The 19,066-nt window shown below is 74.8% G+C and carries 13 protein-coding genes; 2 read left to right on the top strand and 11 right to left on the bottom strand.

Translation table 11 applies throughout. The features are described from left to right. Positions 1–185: 185 nt before the first annotated feature. Together ACZ7JZ_RS20750 and ACZ7JZ_RS20745 are read left to right on the top strand one after the other, a co-directional pair. Positions 186–1,646: an amino acid permease gene (locus ACZ7JZ_RS20750; protein WP_470941216.1), complete on the top strand. Its 1,461-nt coding sequence runs from the start codon at positions 186–188 to the stop codon at positions 1,644–1,646. Between the two features lie 277 nt (positions 1,647–1,923). Further along, entirely contained in the window at positions 1,924–2,175 is a 252-nt protein-coding gene (locus tag ACZ7JZ_RS20745) for an EF-hand domain-containing protein (RefSeq protein ID WP_470941215.1), read from the top strand. A gap of 98 nt (positions 2,176–2,273) precedes the next feature. Here ACZ7JZ_RS20745 and ACZ7JZ_RS20740 read toward each other — a convergent pair whose 3' ends face one another. From ACZ7JZ_RS20740 to ACZ7JZ_RS20690, 11 genes are all read right to left on the bottom strand, one after another. Then, the gene (locus ACZ7JZ_RS20740) at positions 2,274–3,587 is read right to left on the bottom strand and encodes a cytochrome P450 (protein WP_470941213.1); all 1,314 of its coding nucleotides are present in this window, start codon (positions 3,585–3,587) and stop codon (positions 2,274–2,276) included. Between the two features lie 530 nt (positions 3,588–4,117). Then, complete coding sequence (locus ACZ7JZ_RS20735; protein WP_470941211.1) at positions 4,118–4,816, bottom strand: hypothetical protein; 699 nt, start codon at positions 4,814–4,816, stop codon at positions 4,118–4,120. Positions 4,817–4,926: 110 nt separating this feature from the next. After that, positions 4,927–7,002, bottom strand: coding sequence for an RICIN domain-containing protein (locus tag ACZ7JZ_RS20730; RefSeq protein ID WP_470941209.1), 2,076 nt, complete (start codon positions 7,000–7,002; stop codon positions 4,927–4,929). Positions 7,003–7,540: 538 nt separating this feature from the next. Further along, positions 7,541–8,047, bottom strand: coding sequence for a SixA phosphatase family protein (locus ACZ7JZ_RS20725; RefSeq protein ID WP_470941207.1), 507 nt, complete (start codon positions 8,045–8,047; stop codon positions 7,541–7,543). 76 nt (positions 8,048–8,123) lie between these two features. Continuing rightward, positions 8,124–9,689, bottom strand: coding sequence for a S8 family serine peptidase (locus ACZ7JZ_RS20720; protein ID WP_470941205.1), 1,566 nt, complete (start codon positions 9,687–9,689; stop codon positions 8,124–8,126). A 237-nt stretch (positions 9,690–9,926) separates the two neighbouring features. Next, entirely contained in the window at positions 9,927–12,731 is a 2,805-nt protein-coding gene (locus ACZ7JZ_RS20715) for an alpha/beta hydrolase (RefSeq protein ID WP_470941203.1), read from the bottom strand. A 264-nt stretch (positions 12,732–12,995) separates the two neighbouring features. Next, positions 12,996–13,508, bottom strand: coding sequence for a mycothiol transferase (locus ACZ7JZ_RS20710; protein WP_470941201.1), 513 nt, complete (start codon positions 13,506–13,508; stop codon positions 12,996–12,998). A gap of 137 nt (positions 13,509–13,645) precedes the next feature. Then, positions 13,646–15,031, bottom strand: coding sequence for a cryptochrome/photolyase family protein (locus ACZ7JZ_RS20705; RefSeq protein ID WP_470941199.1), 1,386 nt, complete (start codon positions 15,029–15,031; stop codon positions 13,646–13,648). A 258-nt stretch (positions 15,032–15,289) separates the two neighbouring features. Continuing rightward, positions 15,290–16,921 (bottom strand): SDR family oxidoreductase, encoded by a 1,632-nt coding sequence (locus ACZ7JZ_RS20700; RefSeq protein ID WP_470941197.1) that lies wholly within the window; start codon positions 16,919–16,921, stop codon positions 15,290–15,292. 79 nt (positions 16,922–17,000) lie between these two features. Continuing rightward, positions 17,001–18,677, bottom strand: coding sequence for a hypothetical protein (locus ACZ7JZ_RS20695; protein WP_470941195.1), 1,677 nt, complete (start codon positions 18,675–18,677; stop codon positions 17,001–17,003). 106 nt (positions 18,678–18,783) lie between these two features. Continuing rightward, entirely contained in the window at positions 18,784–18,978 is a 195-nt protein-coding gene (locus ACZ7JZ_RS20690; RefSeq protein ID WP_470941193.1) for a hypothetical protein, read from the bottom strand. Between the last annotated feature and the right edge of the window lie 88 nt (positions 18,979–19,066).

Here is a 19,066-nt window from a genome sequence, read left to right as displayed (position 1 = left end):
GGTTTCGCGCCCCATGGCGTGATAAATCTTCACGACCGCCTGCCGGACACCACCCTCGTCCGCGCAGGGGCGCTGGAGCCGGCCGACCGCCGGCATGCAACTCCATTCACCATCCGGGGGATCGGAACCCGATCCGCAGCCGAGCGCGGCGCGGGTCGGCATGGAGCGGAAAGGCGCACCACAGCATGTCCTCGACTCAGGTCGACCAGCAGCAGAACGGCACCGGCGGCACGCCCGAGGAGGGCTACGAGCGCGGGCTCAACAGCCGCCAGGTCCAGATGATCGCCATCGGCGGCGCCATCGGCGTCGGCCTCTTCCTGGGCGCCGGCGCGAACATCGCGAAGGCCGGTCCCAGCCTCATCCTGATGTACGCCCTCGCCGGCGTGATCGTCTTCTTCATCATGCGGGCACTCGGCGAACTGCTCCTCTACCGCCCCGTCTCGGGTTCCTTCGCGGAGTACGCCCGCGAGTTCCTCGGCCCGTTCTTCGGCTTCGCCACCGGATGGACGTACTGGCTGATGTGGGTGGTCACCGGCATGGCCGAGCTGACCGCCGCCGCGATCTACGTGAACTACTGGTTCCCGCAGATCCCGCAGTGGACCACGGCCCTGGTCTTCCTCATCCTCCTGTACTTCGCCAACCTGATCTCGGTGAAGCTCTTCGGCGAGATCGAGTTCTGGTTCTCGATGGTCAAGGTCACGGCCCTGATGGGCATGATCGTCATCGGTATCGGCGTGGTGACCTTCGGCTTCAGCCAGGCCGGCGACACGGCCGCGGTCTCCAACCTGTGGGCCTTCGACGGGCTCTTCCCCAAGGGCGTCGGCTCCAGCCTCATGACCCTCCAGGGCGTCATGTTCGCGTACCTCGCCGTCGAGCTGGTCGGCGTCACCGCGGGCGAGTCCGAGAACCCGGAGAAGACCCTCCCCAAGGCGATCAACACCCTGCCGTGGCGCATCATCGTCTTCTACGTCGGTGCGCTCAGCGTGATCCTCATGGTCGTCAAGTGGACGGAGTTCCAGCCCGGGGTCAGCCCCTTCGTGGCGGCCTTCGCCAAGATCGGCATCCCGGCGGGCGCGGCCATCGTCAACTTCGTGGTCCTCACCGCGGCCCTGTCCTCCTGCAACTCCGGCATGTACTCCACCGGCCGGATGCTGCGCGACCTCGCCGCCAACTCCGAGGCCCCGAAGATCCTCGGCAGGCTCAGCTCCACCAAGACCCCCGCACTGGGCATCACCCTGTCCGTCGCCCTCATGGGCATCGGCGTGATCCTCAACTACGTGGTCCCCGAGAAGGCCTTCGGGTACGTGACCTCGGTCGCGACCGCGGCCGGCATCTGGACCTGGCTGATGATCCTGGTCAGCCACATCCGCTACCGCCGCGCGGTGGTCGCGGGCCGACTGCCCGCCTCCTCCTTCCCCGCCCCCGGCGGCACCGTGTGCAGCTGGATCGCCGTGGCCTTCCTCCTCATGGTCACCGTCCTCATCGCCATCGACGAGGACAGCCGCGTCTCCCTGTACGTGGGCGCCTTCTGGGCCCTGTGCCTGGGCGTCGGCTGGCTGGTCCTGAAGTCCCGCAACCCGCAGATCGCGGCCCGCGCGGCAGCCTCCGAGGCCGCCCGCACCACGGAGCCCGCGGCCCGCACCTGAGCCGCGCGAGCCCCCGGAGGGGCGTACCGGTCCACCGACCGGTACGCCCCTCCGGCGTCTGCGCCCCGCACCGGAGCGCCCGCCGTCCCCCACCCCGCACCGGACGGCAGCCCGCACCGAATCGACCCCGCCCCGAGGCAACCCGATCGCCGTCCCACGCGTCACAGAGGACGACAGGCCAACCCCCGGCCGGGAGGACACCAGGCCGCCCCGGCCAGTCGACCCGCCGGCCCACCCGGGGCAGGCGCCGCGAGCAGCCCAGGAACAGGACCGCGTGATGAGCGAAAAGGCCCGCAAGCTCTTCGAGGCGCTCGACCTCGACCAGGACGGCACCCTGACCCGCATCGAGGTCATCGAGGCCCTGCACGCCAAGGGCCCGACCCTGGCGGCCCAGGGCGTGATCCCCTTCTGGGGCGTGGGCGACGCCGACGACTCCTCGGCCCTCTTCGACGCCGCCGACCAGAACGGCGACCGCGTCCTGACCTTCGAGGAATTCGCCAAGGTGGTAAACCGCCGCTTCGGCTGGTAACCGGCACACCCCTCCGGGGTCACGTCCGCTGGAGTGGTCCTACGTTGTTGGTGGGTCGGACGGGCCAGCCGTCCCTTCCGCCCCCCGGGATCGCGCCCTCACCACTCCACGTGCAGGGTCTCCGGGGAGCGGTGGATCAGGGTCGGCAGCGGGACCGGGTGCGGCCGGTCCCCGGCCAGGCGCAGCCCCGGCAGGCGGCGGCCGAACAGCTCCAGCGTGAGGGCCAGCTGCCCGCGGCCCAGTCCGGCGCCGGGGCAGCCGTGGGGCCCGTGCCCGTAGGCGAGGTGGCCGGGGCCCGGGGGCCGGCGGATGTCGAAGCGGGCGGCCCGCTCGCCGTGCCGGTCCTCGTCCCGGTTGGCCGAGCCGTACGCGACGAGGACCGCGGACCCGGCGGGCAGGTGGGTGCCGCCGAGGGTGACGGGCCGGGTGGCGATCCGGCGGAAGGCCTGCACGGAGGTGTCGAAGCGGGCGGCCTCCTCCACCGCGGCGGGGATCAGGGCGGGGTCGGCGCACAGCAGCTCCCACTGCCCGCGGTCGGCGAGGAGGTGGCGCAGGGCGGAGGCGATGAGGGCGCCGGTGGTCAGGATTCCGGCGATCAGGAGGTTCTGGAGCTGGGAGCAGAGCTCGTGGCGCTGTTCGAGGGAGAGTTCCCCGCTGCCGGGGGCGAGGGCGGCGGTCATCTCGGAACACAGGTCCTCGCGGGGGCGGGCGCGGCGCTCGCGCACGTACGCCTCCAGTACGCGGGTGCCCGCGACCACGTCCTCGGCTGCGGCCGCCTGCTCGGCGGGGGACAGCGGCCGGAACACCATCTCCTCGGCCCGGTAGGCGCCGCGCACGGCCGTCGGCACGTCGGCCGGGTCCAGTCCGATGAGCCTGCCGACCACCTGCCCGGGCAACTGCCGTGCGTACGCGGAGACCAGTTCGGCGGCGCCGTCCCCGGCGAACCCGTCGAGCAGTTCCTCCGCGCAGGTGCGGGCGTACGGCAGGAGGGCCGCGACCCGCGCGGAGGACAGCGCCCGGCTGAGCGGGGCCCGGAGTCGGCGGTGGGCGGCGGCGTCGGAGGTGACGACGGTGGGGCGGGCCCCGAACCCGCCCTGGAGTACGGCGATGGCCTCCGGGCCCGGCGGGAAGTCGGGCACGAGGGAGTTGGCGGAGGAGAAGTCCCCTGCGCGGCGCAGGACTTCGCGGACGTCCCGGTCGCGCGAGACCAGCCAGGCGGCGGCCTCGGGGAGGTAGGTCAGGCCCTCGGCGCGGCGGGCGCGGGCGTAGTGGGGGTAGGGGTCGCGGTAGAAGTCCGTCCGCCGGTCTTGTAACTCGGCCGGATCGGAGGCGGGTTGGACGGATCGGGCGGCCTGGCCGCCTCGGGGCCGGGCGGGCGGCGGGGACGGGGAGCGGTCGGGGGTCTCGGTCACGCGGTCCTCCGGTGGGCGGCGGGGCGGGCGGTACGGGACAGGGCGGGGGAACGGGCTTCCGTACCCCCGCGTCCTACCCGCCCCCGCCCCGCACCCACTCCTCGCCGATCCCCCACCCCGCGCCCTCCCCACGCCCTCCCCCGCGGGCACGCCCGCCGCACGGGAACTGCCTACGTAAGAAAACCTGTTGGCGGTGCGGGCGGGCGGTCCTACCGTCGGGCCCGTATGGACATCGCCTTCCGGAAGCTGCCGGACAATCAGCACGAGATCCTGGTGACGGCCCGCTGGGCGGCCGTCCCGGAGGGCGGCTCCCTGGTATGGCACTGGCGCACGCGGCCAGACGCCGGTACGGGTGCCGGCACGGGCGCCCGTACCTCTACCGGTACCGGCAGGCACCGGGCGGCGGGCCGCGGAGGCCGGTCCGGGGGCCAGGCGGGGAACGCTTCGGCGGCCTGACCCTTCGACGGCCCGAGCCTCCGACGGCCTGACCCCTCGCCACCGACCCGGCGGCGGCCCGCCCCACCGCGCGCTCAGCGGCCGGAGCCGCGCAGGCGCGAGCGCCGGAGCCAGACGCCGACGCCCGCCCCGGCGAGGGCGGCCGTGCCGAGGCCGGCCACGGTGAGCCACGCGAGCCCCTTGCCGTCGACCGTCCCCGTGCGCTCCTCGGCGACCGACGGTGCCACGGTCACCTGGGGCCCGCCGGTCGCCGCAGCGGCATCCGGAGCCGCCCCCGAAACCGAACCTGCCGAACCACCCGAACCCGCAGCCGACGGAGACACCGAAGGTGCGGCGGACGGCGCCGCCGCCCCTGCCGTCCCTGCCACCCCCGCCTCCCCTGTCTCCCCAGCCGCCGCCACGGTCACCTTCCCCTCCGCCCGCCCCAGTCCGGGGAACCCGGCGGCGACGGTGACCTTCCAGACCCCGGGCGGAAGGGTCTCGGCGGTGGTCCAGTCGGTGGCCCCGGTGCCGCGGACCAGCTTCCAGGGGCCTGCCGTCCGGCTGCCGTCGGCGCTGACCGCGCTGACCACGGCGGCCACGTTCTCCTCTACCGGGTCCCCGTCGTTCTCCCAGGTCACCTCGGTGAGCACATGCCCGTCCCGGTGCCCGGTGACGACCACGTCCAAGGTGCTCCCGTGGGCCTCGGCGGGCAGCGGCAGGCCCAGCCCGAGGGCCAGGGCGACGGCCAGCGCGGCGGTGAGGGCGAGTCCCGGTCGGGTGATGGTGTGCATGGCGGTACTCCCATACGGCGACGGCGTGGAGAGGGCGTGAGGGGGAGGGCCGGGCGGGCGGGCCGATGGGGATCGGCGCGTCCGCCCGGCCGCTGGTGCGTGCGGATGCCTCAGCGGGTGGCGGCCTTGCGGAGCGCCCAGACCTGGGCGGGGCGGCCGTCGGCGCGCTGGAGGTCGAGCAGCCATGCGCCGTAGTACGGGCGGCTGCTGACGGTCAGTGCGAAGCTGCCGGTGCGGTCGGTGACGGCGGCCTTGCCGTCCTGGGCCTTCACCCGCCACTGCTGCGCGGCGGACCGGGCCGCGCAGGGCTGCTGGGCCACCCACATCCCGGCGGCCGGAGTGCCGCCGGGCTGGAGGCACTTGCCCGAGGCGGCGGACCGGATCCGCACGAAGCCGCTGCCGGCGTCGTCGAAGTACCACTGCTGCTGGGCGTATCCGTTGCCCTGGCCGCCGACGAGGACCGTTCCGTCTGCGGAACGCCCGCCCCACAGCTCGGCGTTGAGCCCAGTGGAGCCGTTGGAGAGCAGGTAAGGGGTGTTGGGGGCGGTGGTGCCGCCGCCGGAGCCCGAGGTGCGGAAGGAGGTCGGCCTGCCGGGTCCGCTGTCGCGGCCCTGGGCGTCGCGCACGGACACGGCGACGGTGTACGCGGTGCCCGGCCGCAGGTTGTAGACGCGGACGGCGGTCCCCTGCACCCAGGTGAGGTGCTTGCCGTTGAAGAGGACCTGGTACCAGGCGGCTCCGGTGACCCGCGGCCAGCTCGCGACGGCGGAGTCGGGCTGGATCTGCCCGACGGTGACGTCGGGTCCGGCGCCGGGCCTCGGGGCGGTCGGGCTGGGGGTGGGCGTCGGGGTCGGGGGCTTGGGGCTGGGGCTCGGGCCGGGGCCCGGGTCCGTACCGCCCCCGCCGCCCTTGGCGCGCATCAGGAACTGGTTGTCGGCGATGTTCCAGTGCGTGGCGAGGTAGCTGCCGGCCCGCGGGTTGGTGTGGAAGTAGTCGTCGTGGTTGCAGTCGAGGATGTTGTCGGAGGCGCGGTTGGTGCAGACGTCGCGCATCTTGGGGTAGTACGGGCTGTCGGAGTAGCACATGACGTCCCACTCGTCCGTGCAGTGGGCGCCCTTGCTGGTGTTGGGGGCGCTGTTGTTGACGGCGCCGAGGTTGTGGCCGAGTTCGTGTGCGGCGGTGTGACCGCCCCAGCAGCCGGTGTCCGTACGGCCGTAGGAGGGGCCGAAGTTGCTCTGGTTGTTCTGGCCGGGGCGCTCGTCGCCGTTGAAGGTGCCGATGCCGCAGTAGGTCTGCGAGTCCGCGAAGATCATGTACTTGCGGTCGCGGCGGTCGAGGCCCTTGGCGGCCAGGGCCCGGTTCATGGCGCTGAACTCCGACATGGCGGAGTCGGACAGCTCGATGTTGAGCACGGTGGGCGTGCAGTCCGCGGCGGTGACGTACCGGATGTGGCGGACGCCGCCGGTCTCCTGGGCGCTGGCCGAGTAGATGAGGTCGGCGTCGGCGGCCCATTTGCGGAAGGAGGCGAGGTACTGGGCGTACCGGTCGCGTCCGGGCCCGTGGGCGTAGACGACCTGCACGCGGTTGCCGGTGCTGCCGTCGCCCTCGCACTGCACGGTCTGCCCGGCGGGACCGGCCGCGGCCGTCCCTGCGGCGGCGGCGGTTCCGGCGGCCTGCCCCTCCGCCTCGGCCGTGCCGGCCGCCCCGTTCTCGGGCGGGGCCGCGGGCGCCTTCCCGGCCTGCTGCGCGTCGACGGCGGGCGTGCCCTGAGAACGCCCCCCGTCCTTGCGGGGCTTGGGGTCGGATCCGGCGGGCTTGGCGGGGTCGGCGGCCCGGGCGACCGTCTTCACCGCGGGCGGGGTGTCCTTCTTGATGTCCACGCCCTTGGGCGGGGCGTCGGGCCCGTGCGTACAGTGCCCGGTCGCGGTGCTGTAGACACCGGCGCACTCGTCGCCCTCGGGCGCGGCCTCCAGCCCGTCGTAGACCATGCCGCGGGCGGGCTCGTTGGCCGGCTTCTCCTCGATGGGCTCGGGCGCCTCCTCCCGGGCGGGTGCGGCCGCGGGTACGGCGATCTCGGCGGACGGCGTGTCGAGCCGGGCGAGCGGACTGCCCCCGGAGTCGGCCCGGCCGGCCTCGTAGGCGATCCCGCCGGCGACGACGGCCGCGATGGCCATGGCGGCCGTCACCCCTATGAACCGTCCGCGCGGCCGCTGTTGGCGTTCCTGACGTTGCTTCAGCTTCCGATGTTTGGACATGCGCACCTCAATTCCTGGGTCAGAAGACTGTGGGTGCGCGGAAGCCTGCCAGACCCTCCGGGTGGAGAATTCGGACAAAGGGGAGCCGGTCGAAAGATTCCATTCCGTTACCTACGGGACCGTATCTGATGAACACTCAACTCCCTTTAAAAATAGGCGAGTTACGCGCGTCGCACCTACTTGGTCCAGGCCTTTCTGCGACCCCCGTTATCAAATCGAAATAACCCCGCCAGGTTTATTGACCGCAATTCAGTAAAGGTTTCACCTTTTCCTTCACCTCGCGAATTCCCCCGGTCACGACCCGTGAGCACGCGCCGCCCCGGGCCCGCACAGCCACACAAGAAGGCGCCCGCCCCGGCCGACTGCCTGTCATCAAGTCCGGGGGATGACCTCGTTGAGGAGCCGTTCGGGTGGGCGCGGACCTCCACCGGCAGCTGACCGGCCGCGCCTCCGGCGGGCCTTCGTCGTGTCAGCCGCGCGGGACCGCGTAGTAGGCCAGGGCCGCGCCGCCCGGGGTCAGGGCGGGCCAGGGGGCGGGGCAGGAGAGGGCGGCGAGGGCGGCGGTCGGGAACTTGGCGGCGATGCGGTCCAGGTCGCGGTCGGGGGCTGCCGCGGCCAGGGCGAGGACGAGCTCCTGGAGGCCCGGGTTGTGGCCGACCAGGAGGAGGCGGCCTACGTGCTCCGGGACGGCGCGGACGGCGGCCAGGAGGTCTTCGGCGTCCGCGGCGTACAGGGCCCCGGTGTGGCGGACCGGGGGCGGGGGGCCGGGGAGTTCGGCGGCGGCCAGCTCCCAGGTGCGGCGGGTGCGCTCCGCCGGGGAGCACAGGACGAGGTCGGGCAGCAGGGCGGACCGGACGAGGAGCCGGCCGGCGGCGGGCGCGTCGCGCAGGCCGCGCGGGCCGAGGGGCCGTTCGCGGTCGGGCACGCCCGGCGGCCAGGCGCTCTTGGCGTGCCGCAGGATCACGAGGTCCGGCATGGGGGCGAGGGTACCCGCCCCCGGTCGGACCGGGGGCGGGGGACTTCAGGGGCTGCGGGGTGGGCGGGGCGGGCGGTCAGAAGCCCAGGGCCCAGCCGTCCAGGTGGCCGCTGAAGAAGAAGCCCACGTCGGCGACGCGCAGCTTCCAGGTGCCGTTCGCGGTCTCGGCGGAGGCGTTGACTCCCCAGATGCCGATCAGGTTGGTGCCGTAGTCCCCGGAGTTCTCGCGCTGGAGGCGGTAGACCGTGCCGTCGGGGGCGATCAGGTCCACCCGCAGGTCGCCGCGCCACTGGTGCTTGATGTTGACCTCGACGTCGAGGTCCGCGGGGGCCCGCCCCGCGACGCCGGTGACCTTGAGGGGCGAGACGACGGTGTTGTCCGCGATGGCCACGTCCTTCAGGTTGGCGAACCGCGGGCCGGGGGTGCGGGTGGGCGGCGGCCCGGTGTGCAGCAGCCGGTTCGGGGAACCCGCGCGTACGTCGTGCAGGGCCCGGGTCGAGGAGGCCGCGACCAGCGCCTTGGCCACCTGGGCGGGGGTGGCGGTGCGGTGGGCCGCCAGGTAGAGGGCGGCGGCGCCCGCGACGTGCGGGGCGGCCATCGAGGTGCCCGACAGGGTGGCCTCGTGCTGGTCGAAGAGGGAGCCCGCGGAGACGATGTCCGAGCCGGGGGCGAACAGGTCGACCAGCTTGCCGTAGTTGGAGAAGGAGGAGCGGGCCTCGGTGCGGTCGCTGGAGCCGATGGTGAGGGCCGTGGGCACCCGGGCGGGCGAGTGCGTGGAGGCGTCCTTGTCCTGGTTGCCGGCCGCGACGGTGTACGTCAGGCCGGAGGCGATGGAGTTGCGCACGGCGGTGTCGAGCGCGACGTCCGGGTCCCCGCCCAGGCTCATGTTGACCACGGCGGGCTTGACGGCCTTGCGGGTCACCCAGTTGATGCCGGCGACGACCTGGGCGGTGGTGCCCTCCCCGCTGTCGTTGAGCACCCGCACGGCGACGATCTTCGCCTTCTTCGCCACCCCGTACGTGGCTCCGGCGATGGTGCCGGCGACATGGGTGCCGTGGCCGTGCCCGTCCCCGGCCGCCCCGCCGTCGACGGCGTCGAACCCGTACGCGGCGCGGCCCCCGAACTCCTTGTGCGTGATGCGCACCCCGGTGTCGATGACGTACGCCGTGACGCCGGTGCCGGCCGCGGCCGGGTAGCCGTACTTCGCGTCGAGGGGCAGGCGCCGGCGGTCGATCCGGTCCAGGCCCCAGGAAGGCGGCGAGGGCTGTACGGCGTCCAGCCTCACCGTGCGGTTCTGGACGACGGCGGCCACGGCCGGGTCGGCCGCGAGCCTGCGGGCCTGCCGGGCCGGCATCTCGACCACGTAGCCCTGGAAGGCCGCGTCGAAGGTGTCGCGCAGCTTCCCGCCGTACCGCGCGGCCAGTGAACTCCCGCGCTGTGGTGCGGCCTTGGGGCCGGTCTCCTTGAGCATGACGATGTAGCTGCCCGGCACCGCGCCCGGGGCTCCTGCGTAGTGCACGGCCGCCTCGGGGCCCGCCGCGGCGGCGGGCGAGCCGAGGCTGCCCGCGGCCGCGACGGCGGCCGCGAGGACGAACGTGCCGGCGGCTCGGCGTAACCGCTGCCCGGTGTTTCCTACGGTCATGGGACCGTTCTCCCCCCTGCTGGGATCCCCGGGCGGTGCACCCGGGGGGTCGAGCCTGCGGCACGCTCAACTTCCGCGCAAGCAGGCCTGGTTGGAAGGGGGGTGGTGGGCGCAGGGGGCGGGAGACGGGTGTGCCCGGGGGCCTGGGCCCCCGGGCACGGTGTGCACCCGCCGCAGCGGGGTGCGGGTGGTGCTGTGGAGAGGTGGCGCCGTGCAGCGTGGCGCCGTGGAGAGGTGTTACGGAGCGGCGTTGAGGACGGTGCCGGTGACCACCGGGCCCGGCACGGACTGCCACTTCTCGTCGTACGTGCGCAGCTGGGCCCGCAGGGTCTCGCTGCCCTCGCGCACGGTGTCGGCGATGGTCGGGATGCTCAGCTCGGCGCTGCGCTTGCCCGCCGGGATGTGGAAGGACAGCGAGGTCTCGTTCTCGACGATCTTCGAGAGCGCGCGCTCGGGGTCGGCGGCGGGGCCGAACCACTCCTCGATCCAGCGCGGGTCGACGTCCTTGGTGGACAGCTCGGTGCCGCGCTGGACGGGCAGGAAGAGGAAGTCGCCCACGATGTCGGCGTCGGCGACCGCGTCGGTGGACACCTTCCAGGTCAGCTTCTTGCCCTCGGTGACCTTGTCGGCGACCGGGGTCAGGGTGATCTTGGGCATCGGGTCGTCGTTGGCGGCGGTGACCCCGCCGCGGTGCGAGCCGACGACCGCGCCGCTGACGGCCTTGACGAAGGCGTCCTGCGCGGTGTCCGTGCCGAAGCGGGTGTTGCCGCGGACGGTGAACGGGACGCTGACGGTGGCGCCGGGCTTGACGGTCACGACGCGGGACTCGACGGTCTCGAAGTCGGCCGAGGGCACGAACAGACGGATCTTGCCGGCGGTGCCGGCCTTCCCCGTGACCTTCACCGGCACGTTGTACGTCCTGGTGCCGGAGTCGCCCTCCTTGACGGTGAGGCGGCCGACGTCGACGCGCGGCAGGGCGGCGGGGCGCACGGCCGGGGTGCCGGGGCGCCAGCCCCAGGCGTCCATGAGCCAGGCCTTGCCGGTGCGGCTGTGCGAGACCAGTTCCAGGGAGGCCAGCTGCTTCAGGTCGAGCCCGGCGCGGACGGCGGCGGTCAGCGGCAGGCGGACCTCGCGGCCCCAGTGGGAGGCGGTGCGGTCGGTGCCGGGCAGGCCGTCGACGGTGGCGCGGCCGAGTACGGCCCGCTTGCCGGCGCGGTCGGTGACGGCGATGTCGAGCGCGGTGCCCTTGGTGTTGGGCGGCACGATCAGGCGCAGGGCCAGGGACTCGCTGCCGGCCAGGGAGAAGGGCTTCGCGGGGCGGACGGCGGCCTTGCCGCCGGCGCGGGACCAGCGCAGGGCGACGGCGTCGCGGCCGGCCTCGTCCATCGCGTCCCAGGTGGCGAAGTGCGGGGACTGGCCGTCCTCGCGGGGCAGGCAGGACTTCTTGGGGTCGGAGGCGACCTGGGCGCACAGCCGGCCGCCGGTGACGGCGGTGCCGGCGCCGGGCAGGACGGCCGGGGTGCGGTTCGCGCCGACGGCGTGGGCGAGGACGCGGGCCGGTCCGGCGGAGGGGGCGCGGCGGCCGGTGCCGTCGAGCAGCGGGCGCACCCGGTCGTCGCCGGCGACGAACAGGCGGGCGGCCGCGGCGATGTAGGTGGCGCCGGCGGCCTGCTGCTGGGTGGCGGTCAGGCGGGTCTTCTTGCCGGGGCTGCAGACCGGGTCGGCGCTCTCGCCGGGCCAGAAGTCGTCGTCGGCGGGGGCCTTGGCCTGGCCGGGCGTCCACTCGCTGTTGAAGAAGTTGTGGTTCGCGCCGACCATGTAGACGGCGCTGTTGAGGGAGGTGCCGCGGCCGACGCCGCGGACCCCGTCGACGTAGATCTGGCCCTGGAGGTCGGAGACGTCTCCGTCGCAGCCCGGGAGGATCGTCATGGAGGGCACGTCCGGGACCGGGTTCTGGCCGAAGACGGTCGGGCCGATGAGGACGTTGCCGCGGATCTTCCAGCGGACCTTGCCCGGGTAGCCGTCCTGGGCCTTGGGGGCCGCGTAGAGGCTGTCGAGGGCGGCGCGGTTGACGCCCTCGCCGCCGCGGGAGTGGCCGACGAGCATCACGCGCGAGAGGTCGGCGGAGCCGGCGGCGGCCTTGGCCGCGGCGGGGGCGGTGGCCGGGTTCGCGGCCCAGTCGGCCCAGCGGCCGAGGTGGAGGCGGACCAGGGAGGAGCGGGCCTGGGCGCCGCCGTCCTCGGCCTGCCAGTCCTGGCCGTTGATGCCGTTCGCGCTGATGGACAGGGTGACGTAGCCCTGCGAGGCGAGCAGCTTCTGGGTGCGCAGGTAGCCCTGGTGGCTGGGGATGGCCTTGTAGCCGGAGGCGCAGGGCCAGTCGCCGGTGACCTCGCCGCCCGTCTTGTAGCAGGTGCCGTGGCGGCCGTGCAGGAAGAGGGCGACGGGGCGCTTACCGGTGGCGCCGACGGGGGCGACGACGGTGGCGCGCATCTCGACCGGCTTGGGGAAGCCGGGCAGGCGCACGGCCTTCAGGTCGTACTCGCCGGTGGCGGCCCTGTAGCGGCCGGGGGTTCCGGGGTCGACCGCGTTCACCGGCGGCAGGGGCTCCTGCTGCGCGGAGGGCGGGAGCAGCCCGGAGAGCGGCGCCTTGGCCGGGGCGCCCGCGTCGATGCGCTTGCCGCCAGCCAGGACCCGCAGGTCGCCGGCCGCGGCGAGCTGCGCGCGGAGCTTGCCGGTGCCGACGGGCAGGCGGAAGGAGCGGCCGTCGGCGGCGGGCTCCGGTACGCCGAGGAGGCGGTCCCCGGAGTAGAACTCGACCCGGGCGTCGCCGAGGTGGGCGCGGTCGGGCGAGGTCCACACGAGCTGCGCGGCGGCCCCCGTGCCGGTGAGCTCCCAGCCCTTCGGGAGGTCTGCGCCGTCCCGTCCCCCCGGGACGCCGGCCGGGACGGGCGCGGACGGCTGTGCGTACGCGGCTCCCGGTGCCGCCGCTGCCAGCGCGAGGACCGCCGACGCGGCGGTCACGACGCGTGTGACACGTATCAAGGTGGTCATCCTCATCATCGGTCGTGTCGGGGCTGCCCCGCGATCTCCGGGCCTCCCCCGCCCCGGATGACGACGGGCCGGGCGTACGGGTTGCCTCGGATTGCCGGAGAGATTCGGCTCTTCCGATTTCCTTACCGGGAACGGGCTTTGACCGGGGGTCAAGACGCCGCAAAGCCCTGAAGTGAGGCGCTACCCGACAAAGGAGAAGATGAGGATGAATGCGGCTTTATGCGGCAGTTTGGTAGAGCCGGGTGGTTCCCCCGGTCAGCGGCGGCGGAGCAGCAGCCCCCTCAGGTACGCCGCCTGGCCCGCGTGCTGGAGGTCGTCGGCCAGGATGCTCATCAGGCGGACCCCGAGGGTCACGGGCGGGCTCCAGGACGCGTCGACCACCCGGTCGAGGTCGGCGGCGGACAGGCCCGCCAGGTACGCGGCGGTCCGGTCGTGGACCGCGTCGCTGTAGCCGAGCAGCAGGCCGGGGCCGTCTACGCGGACCTTCCCGGCCTCCTCCGCGGTGTGCCCGTATCCGGTCGAGCCGCCGCGCAGGGGCAGGGCGAAGCGCTCCCGCCAGCCGTCCGCGTGCCAGACCTGCTCCGTGCCGGCGGGTTCGGCCACCTGGTAGTCCTGGACCCGGGCCAGGTGCCACACGAGCCAGGCCACCGAGTTCGCCTCCGGGTCGGCGCGGTCGTTGAGCTCGTCCGCCGTCAGCCCGTCGAGGGCCGCGTGCACCTCCCCGCGGATCCGCCCGAACCCGTCCGCCAGTACGTCCACCGCTTCCATCGGCCTGCCCCTGCCCGCGCCCTCGCGCTCCCGTGCTGCGGCTCCGGCGAGCCGCTGAAGGGCCCATGTAACCGGGCGCGGGGCCGCCGGGCGGGACAGCGCGCCGTACGGGCCGCGGCGGGGGCTGCCGGGTCCGCTCAGCCGCCGTCCCGGCCCCGGGCCCGGCGGAACCGGTCGAGCCCCTCGGAGAGGCCGACGAGGGGTTCCGGGTAGTCGCAGCGGGCCCGGTCGGCCGCCGGGAGGCGCCAGGGCTCGTGGACGGCCGCGACCGGTACCTCCGCCAGCTCGGGCACCCAGCGGCGCACGTACGCCCCGTACGGGTCGTGGCGCTTGCCCTGGACGACGGGGTTGAGGACCCGCTGCGGCCTGCTGTCGGTGCCGGTGCCGGCCATCCACTGCCAGTTCATCTGGTTGTTGGCGAGGTCCCCGTCGACGAGCAGCGACAGGAAGTGGCGGGCGCCCTCGCGCCAGTCGAGGTACAGGGTCTTGGTGAGCAGGCTCGCGGCCAGCAGCCGGGCCCGGCCGGGCATCCAGCCCTCGTGGGCGAGCTGGCGCATCGCCGCGTCCACGACCGGGTAGCCGGTGCGGCCCTCCTGCCAGGCCAGCAGGTCGTGCCGGGCCGCGGCCCCGGTGCGCCAGCGGTCCTCGCGGGTGCGGTAGTCGGCGGTGGTGATGCCGGGCCGGACGGCGAGCACCTGATGGTTGAAGTCCCGCCAGCACAGCTGCCGTACGAAGGCCTCGGCGCCGGGGCCGCCGCGGGCCCGGGCCCGGTGCACGGTCTCGGTGGCCGACACCGCCCCGAAGTGCAGGTACGGGGAGAGGCGGGAGGTGGCGTCGCCCGGCAGGTCGTCGCTGCGCTCCTCGTAGGCGTCGGCGTGGTGGCCGAGCCAGGTGCGCAGCCGCTCGCGGCCCGCCGCCTCGCCGCCGCGGGCGAGTCCGGGCGAGACCCCGGCGATCTCCGCCCGCACGGGCAGCGGATCGGAGCGTACGCCGTCCGGGACGCGGACGGTGCGCGGGGCGGCGAGGGGCTCGCGGAGGTGTTCGGCGGCCCAGCGCCGGAAGTACGCGCCGAAGACGGCGTAGTGGTCGGAGCCCTGAGGGGTGACGGCCCCGGGCGGCAGGGCGGTGACCACGCCCTCGTGGACGTGCAGGCGGCAGCCCTGGGCGGCCAGGGCCCGGCGCAGCCGGTCCTCGCGGGCGCGGGCGAAGGCGCTGTACCCGGCGGCCGTGTGCACCTCGGCGGCGCCGGCCTCGCGCGCGACGGCGCACACCTCCCCGACCGGGTCGCCGGAGCGCAGTACGAGGCGGCCGCCGCGCTCGCGCAGGGCGGAGTCGAGGTCGTGCAGGCAGTCGGCGAGGAAGGCGAGCCGGTTGGGGGCGGCGAACCCGGCCCGGTCCACGGCGGGGTCGCGGACGAAGAGCGGTACGGCCCCGTGGCTGCCGGAGGCGGCGAGCGCGGCGCGCAGCGGCGGGTGGTCGTGGAGCCGGAGATCCGAGGTGAACAGGACGACCGGGACGTTCATCGGGGCACCCTCAGCCGGGGCCGCCGCGCAGGGGGCGCACGGTGACCGGACGGATACGTACACCCCCACTTCCGCGGGCCGGCCCGGGGCGGATGCAGCCGCCCGCCCGCGGATCCGGCCGGTGCGCGGACCGCCGACCGGTGGCGGGGCCCGGCCGGGGCGGTCATGCCCGTCGGGGCCCGTCGGAGCCTGCCAAACCCGCCCAAGACCCGCCTGCGGCGGCCCCGAGGCCCGGCCCGGGGCCCGGTCGGGGGCCCGTCAGGAACCGCCGGGAGTGCGCCCGGACGCTGACCCGCGCTCCGGGCCACCGGGCGCGGGAGCGGGCTCTGAGGTCCCGCCGGGGGCCGCCCCCGGCGGGACCGGGGCCGTCTGCGCCGCGCGCGCGATGTTGCGGGCCATGCCGCCGAAGACCACGGCGTGGAAGGGGGAGACCGACCACCAGTACGCGTGGCCCAGCAGCCCGCGGGGGTGGAAGAGGGCGCGCTGGCGGTAGCGGCTGCGGCCCGGGCCGTCGGGTTCGACGTACATCTCCAGCCAGGCGAGGCCCGGCAGCCGCATCTCGGCGCGCAGCCGCAGCAGCCGGCCGCGCTCGAGCTCCTCCACCCGCCAGAAGTCCAGGGACTCCCCCACCCGCAGCCGGTGGACGTCGCGCCGGCCGCGGCGCAGCCCGACCCCGCCGACGAGCCGGTCGAGCCAGCCCCGTACGGCCCAGGCCAGGGGCATCGAGTACCAGCCGTTCTCCCCGCCGATGCCCTCGACCACCCGCCACAGGGCCTCGGGTGCGGCTTCGACGGTCCGCTCGCGCTCGTCGCGGTAGAGGCTGCCGCCGGACCAGGCGGGGTCGGTGGGCAGCGGGTCGCTGGGGGCGCCGGGCACGGCGGCGGCGGACCAGCGGGTGGCGACGTCCGCGTCGCGGATCTTGCGCAGGGCCAGGATGAGGGCCCCGTCGAAGGGCACGGGGGTGCCGGGCGGGTCGGGCACGTGCGCGGCGATGTCGTGCTCGGCGCAGACGACCTCGTGCCGCAGGGACTCGGCGAGCGGCCGGGCCAGGTTCCGCGGTACGGGGGTGACCAGTCCGATCCAGAGGCTGGACAGGCGCGGGGTGAGCACAGGCACGGGGAGGATCACCCGGCGGGGCAGTCCTGCCACGGCGGCGTACCGGTGCATCATCTCGCGGTACGTGAGGACCTCGGGGCCGCCGATGTCGAAGCTGCGGCTGACCTCCCGGGGCATCGCGGCGCTGCCGACCAGGTAGCGCAGGACGTCGCGGACGGCGATGGGCTGGGTGCGGGTGCGGACCCAGCTCGGGGTGACCATGACCGGCAGGCGCTCGGTGAGGTGGCGCAGCATCTCGAAGGACGCGGAGCCGGAGCCGATGACGACCCCGGCGCGCAGGACGGTGGTCGGCACCCCGGAGGCCAGGAGGATCCGGCCCACCTCCGCGCGCGAGCGCAGGTGCGGGGAGAGTAGGTCCTCGGGCACCCCGGCGGGGGTGAGGCCGCCGAGGTAGACGATGCGGCGGACCCCGGCGGCCCTGGCCTGCTCGGCGAAGGTGCGGGCCGCCCGGCGGTCGGTCTCCTCGAAGTCCGCGCCGCCGCCGAGGGAGTGCACGAGGTAGTACGCGACGTCGGTGCCCGCGAGGGCCGCCCCGGTGGCCTCGGGGTCGGTGACGTCCCCGCGTACGACCTCGGCCCGGCCGGCCCAGGGGTGGTCGCGCAGCCGCTCCGGGGAGCGGGCCAGGCAGCGGACCCGGTGCCCGGCTGCCAGCAGCTCGGGGACCAGGCGGCCGCCGATGTAGCCGGTGGCGCCGGTGACCAGGCAGTGCAGGCCCGCCCCGGTGTCGGGGTGCGGGGCGCCGGGGGGCGGGGGGTCGGGGTGTGCGTGGTTCATGGGGAGGATCCGTTCCCGCGGGGGGTGGCTCTGTAGCGTGGTTCCCCGATCACCCCGTATTCGGATGCACCCGGACGGGTCAGGGGGCCGGGGAGCCGTCGCGGACGGCCAGGATGCCGTTGAAGACTCCGACGTACGCGGTGCCGTCGGGGCCGAGCGTGACGGGCGCCCAGTTGTTGTCGTACGCGGGGCCGGTCCCGGTGAGCCGCTGCCAGCGGCGCTCGCCGGTGCGGAAGTCGACCGCGGTCAGGTACCAGGCGTCGATGCCCCAGGCGTGCGGCTGCTTCTCGTAGAAGTAGAGCAGGCCGTTCGCGGCGGACAGCTTGGGCACGGTCGACGGGGAGCGGACCCCGCTCTCCCAGACGGTGTCGCAGCCGCTGCCGTCGGGGCGCACGTCGATGCGGGCGGCCCCGCCGGCCACGCTCCTGCCGAGGAGCAGCGAAGTGGGGTTCTCGTAGCCGTAGTTGTTCTCCACGACCAGGCTGTTGCCCCAGCTGACGAGGGAGTTGTCGGTGGTGGAGGCCCCGTGGCCGAAGACGGGCACCCTGCAGAGCAGCCGGCGTCCGGCGGGGATGCCGGGGGCCCGGCGGTAGACGAGTACGTTCATGCGGTCGTCGGCGTTGTCGGTGATGGCGACGTAGTCCCTGCCGAAGAGGTCGGGGGTGGTGCCCGAACCCTGGTTCACGGAGCCGGGCTTGGTGCCGCTGCCGCGGTCGTACGTCTCGCGCCAGCGGATCCGCGGGGTGCCGTCGGCGTCGGCGCGGAAGGCGTACAGGGCGTGGTCGGAGACGATGGAGACCCCGTCCTCGGCCACGGAGAAGGAGTTCTGGATCTCCTCGCCGGGCAGCCGGACGGATTTCACGGCCCCGGTGCCCGGGTCCACTGTGCCGACCCGGCCGAGCCGGGTGACCCACCAGATGCGGCCCTGCCAGTCGGGCATGACGGAGGTGACGGGATCGCAGGTGCCTGCGGGCCGCAGGTTGGTCCAGGCGGTGCAGTCGTGCGGGACGTGCGGGGTGAGGTCCCAGTCGTCCTCGACGGTGAACCTCCAGCGGCCTGCGGGGTCCTGGGAGTGGGCCAGGCGCAGGACGTGCTGCCGGGAGTCGGCGAGGACGGCGCGGTCCCGGTGGTCGAGGTAGAAGTAGGCGCCGCCCGAGGTGTCCTTGAAGATCTTCGCGGGGTCGAGGGTGGTGACCGCCTCGACGGTCGAGGAGCGCTGCGGGAGCCTGTGTTCGGCGAGGGTGGCCAGGGTGCGGGGGTCGAGCAGCACGACCTTGAAGCCGGCGAAGGTGCCGCACACGGTCACCAGGCGGCCGCCCGAGTCGAAGGTGGCCGTGGCGCATTCGCCGCCGACGGCGGCGATCCTGCGGCTGGTGACCTGCGGGTCGCGGCCCAGCGGGCCGGACCAGGGCGAGGTGGCGCTGCCGCCGGCGTCGGCGTGCATCCCGCTGCGGCCGTTGGGGGCGAGGTACGGGTGCTGCGGCGGGGGCGTACCGGGCAGCGGGTCCGCGGTGGCCGGGGCGCCCCGGTAGGCGTCCACCAGGCGGTGGCCGGGCGTCTTCGGTATCGCGTCGGCCCGGTCCGGGGCGAGCGCGCACACCAGGGCGGCGAGGGCGAGGGCGGGTGCCAGCGCGCAGCTGCGGGCCGTCCGCGAGCCCCGGTCGGCCCCGGCGCCGGGCAGCGCTGCGGGGGTCCCGGCGGGGCCGGTGGGCCGGGTGCGTCCGGCGGTGCTCTCGGTGCTGGCGGTCCTGGTCATCCGGCCTGCCTCCGTCGCTTCGGGTCGCGCCGCGGCCCGACCGTAGGACCCGCGGCCCGAGGAGTCCAGATCGGCAGGGGGCCGTTCGCGGGCGGACGCGGCCGGGTCAGGGCTTGAGGCTGGCGACCACGTCCGCGGTGGCCGAGAGGCCGTTGTGGATGGTCGCCGCCATGCTGCTGCCCGCCAGGTAGAAGCCGAGCAGCAGGCACACGAGCGCGTGCGTGAACTTGAGCCCGCCGCTGCGGACGAACACCACCACGAGGACGAGGAGCAGCAGCACCAGGGAGAGGGAAATCACCATCGGAACACCTCCTGCGCCGGGGGGCCGCGCCGGTGCGCGCGACGGCGGCGTCGGCGCCATGGTGGCGCAGCGCGGGGGCCTTTCGGCC

This window comes from Streptomyces sp. NPDC038213 (assembly GCF_055600495.1).
Note: the sequence above shows the minus strand (reverse complement) of the source record. Positions and strands in the feature narration are given on the sequence as shown.

Coding starts and splice junctions, on each gene's coding strand:
- ACZ7JZ_RS20750 (WP_470941216.1), top strand. CDS start 186: ATGTCCTCGACTCAGGTCGACCAGCAGCAGAACGGCACCGGCGGCACG.
- ACZ7JZ_RS20745 (WP_470941215.1), top strand. CDS start 1,924: ATGAGCGAAAAGGCCCGCAAGCTCTTCGAGGCGCTCGACCTCGACCAG.
- ACZ7JZ_RS20735 (WP_470941211.1), bottom strand. CDS start 4,816: ATGCACACCATCACCCGACCGGGACTCGCCCTCACCGCCGCGCTGGCC.
- ACZ7JZ_RS20725 (WP_470941207.1), bottom strand. CDS start 8,047: ATGCCGGACCTCGTGATCCTGCGGCACGCCAAGAGCGCCTGGCCGCCG.
- ACZ7JZ_RS20720 (WP_470941205.1), bottom strand. CDS start 9,689: ATGACCGTAGGAAACACCGGGCAGCGGTTACGCCGAGCCGCCGGCACG.
- ACZ7JZ_RS20710 (WP_470941201.1), bottom strand. CDS start 13,508: ATGGAAGCGGTGGACGTACTGGCGGACGGGTTCGGGCGGATCCGCGGG.
- ACZ7JZ_RS20705 (WP_470941199.1), bottom strand. CDS start 15,031: ATGAACGTCCCGGTCGTCCTGTTCACCTCGGATCTCCGGCTCCACGAC.
- ACZ7JZ_RS20700 (WP_470941197.1), bottom strand. CDS start 16,921: ATGAACCACGCACACCCCGACCCCCCGCCCCCCGGCGCCCCGCACCCC.
- ACZ7JZ_RS20695 (WP_470941195.1), bottom strand. CDS start 18,677: ATGACCAGGACCGCCAGCACCGAGAGCACCGCCGGACGCACCCGGCCC.
- ACZ7JZ_RS20690 (WP_470941193.1), bottom strand. CDS start 18,978: ATGGTGATTTCCCTCTCCCTGGTGCTGCTGCTCCTCGTCCTCGTGGTG.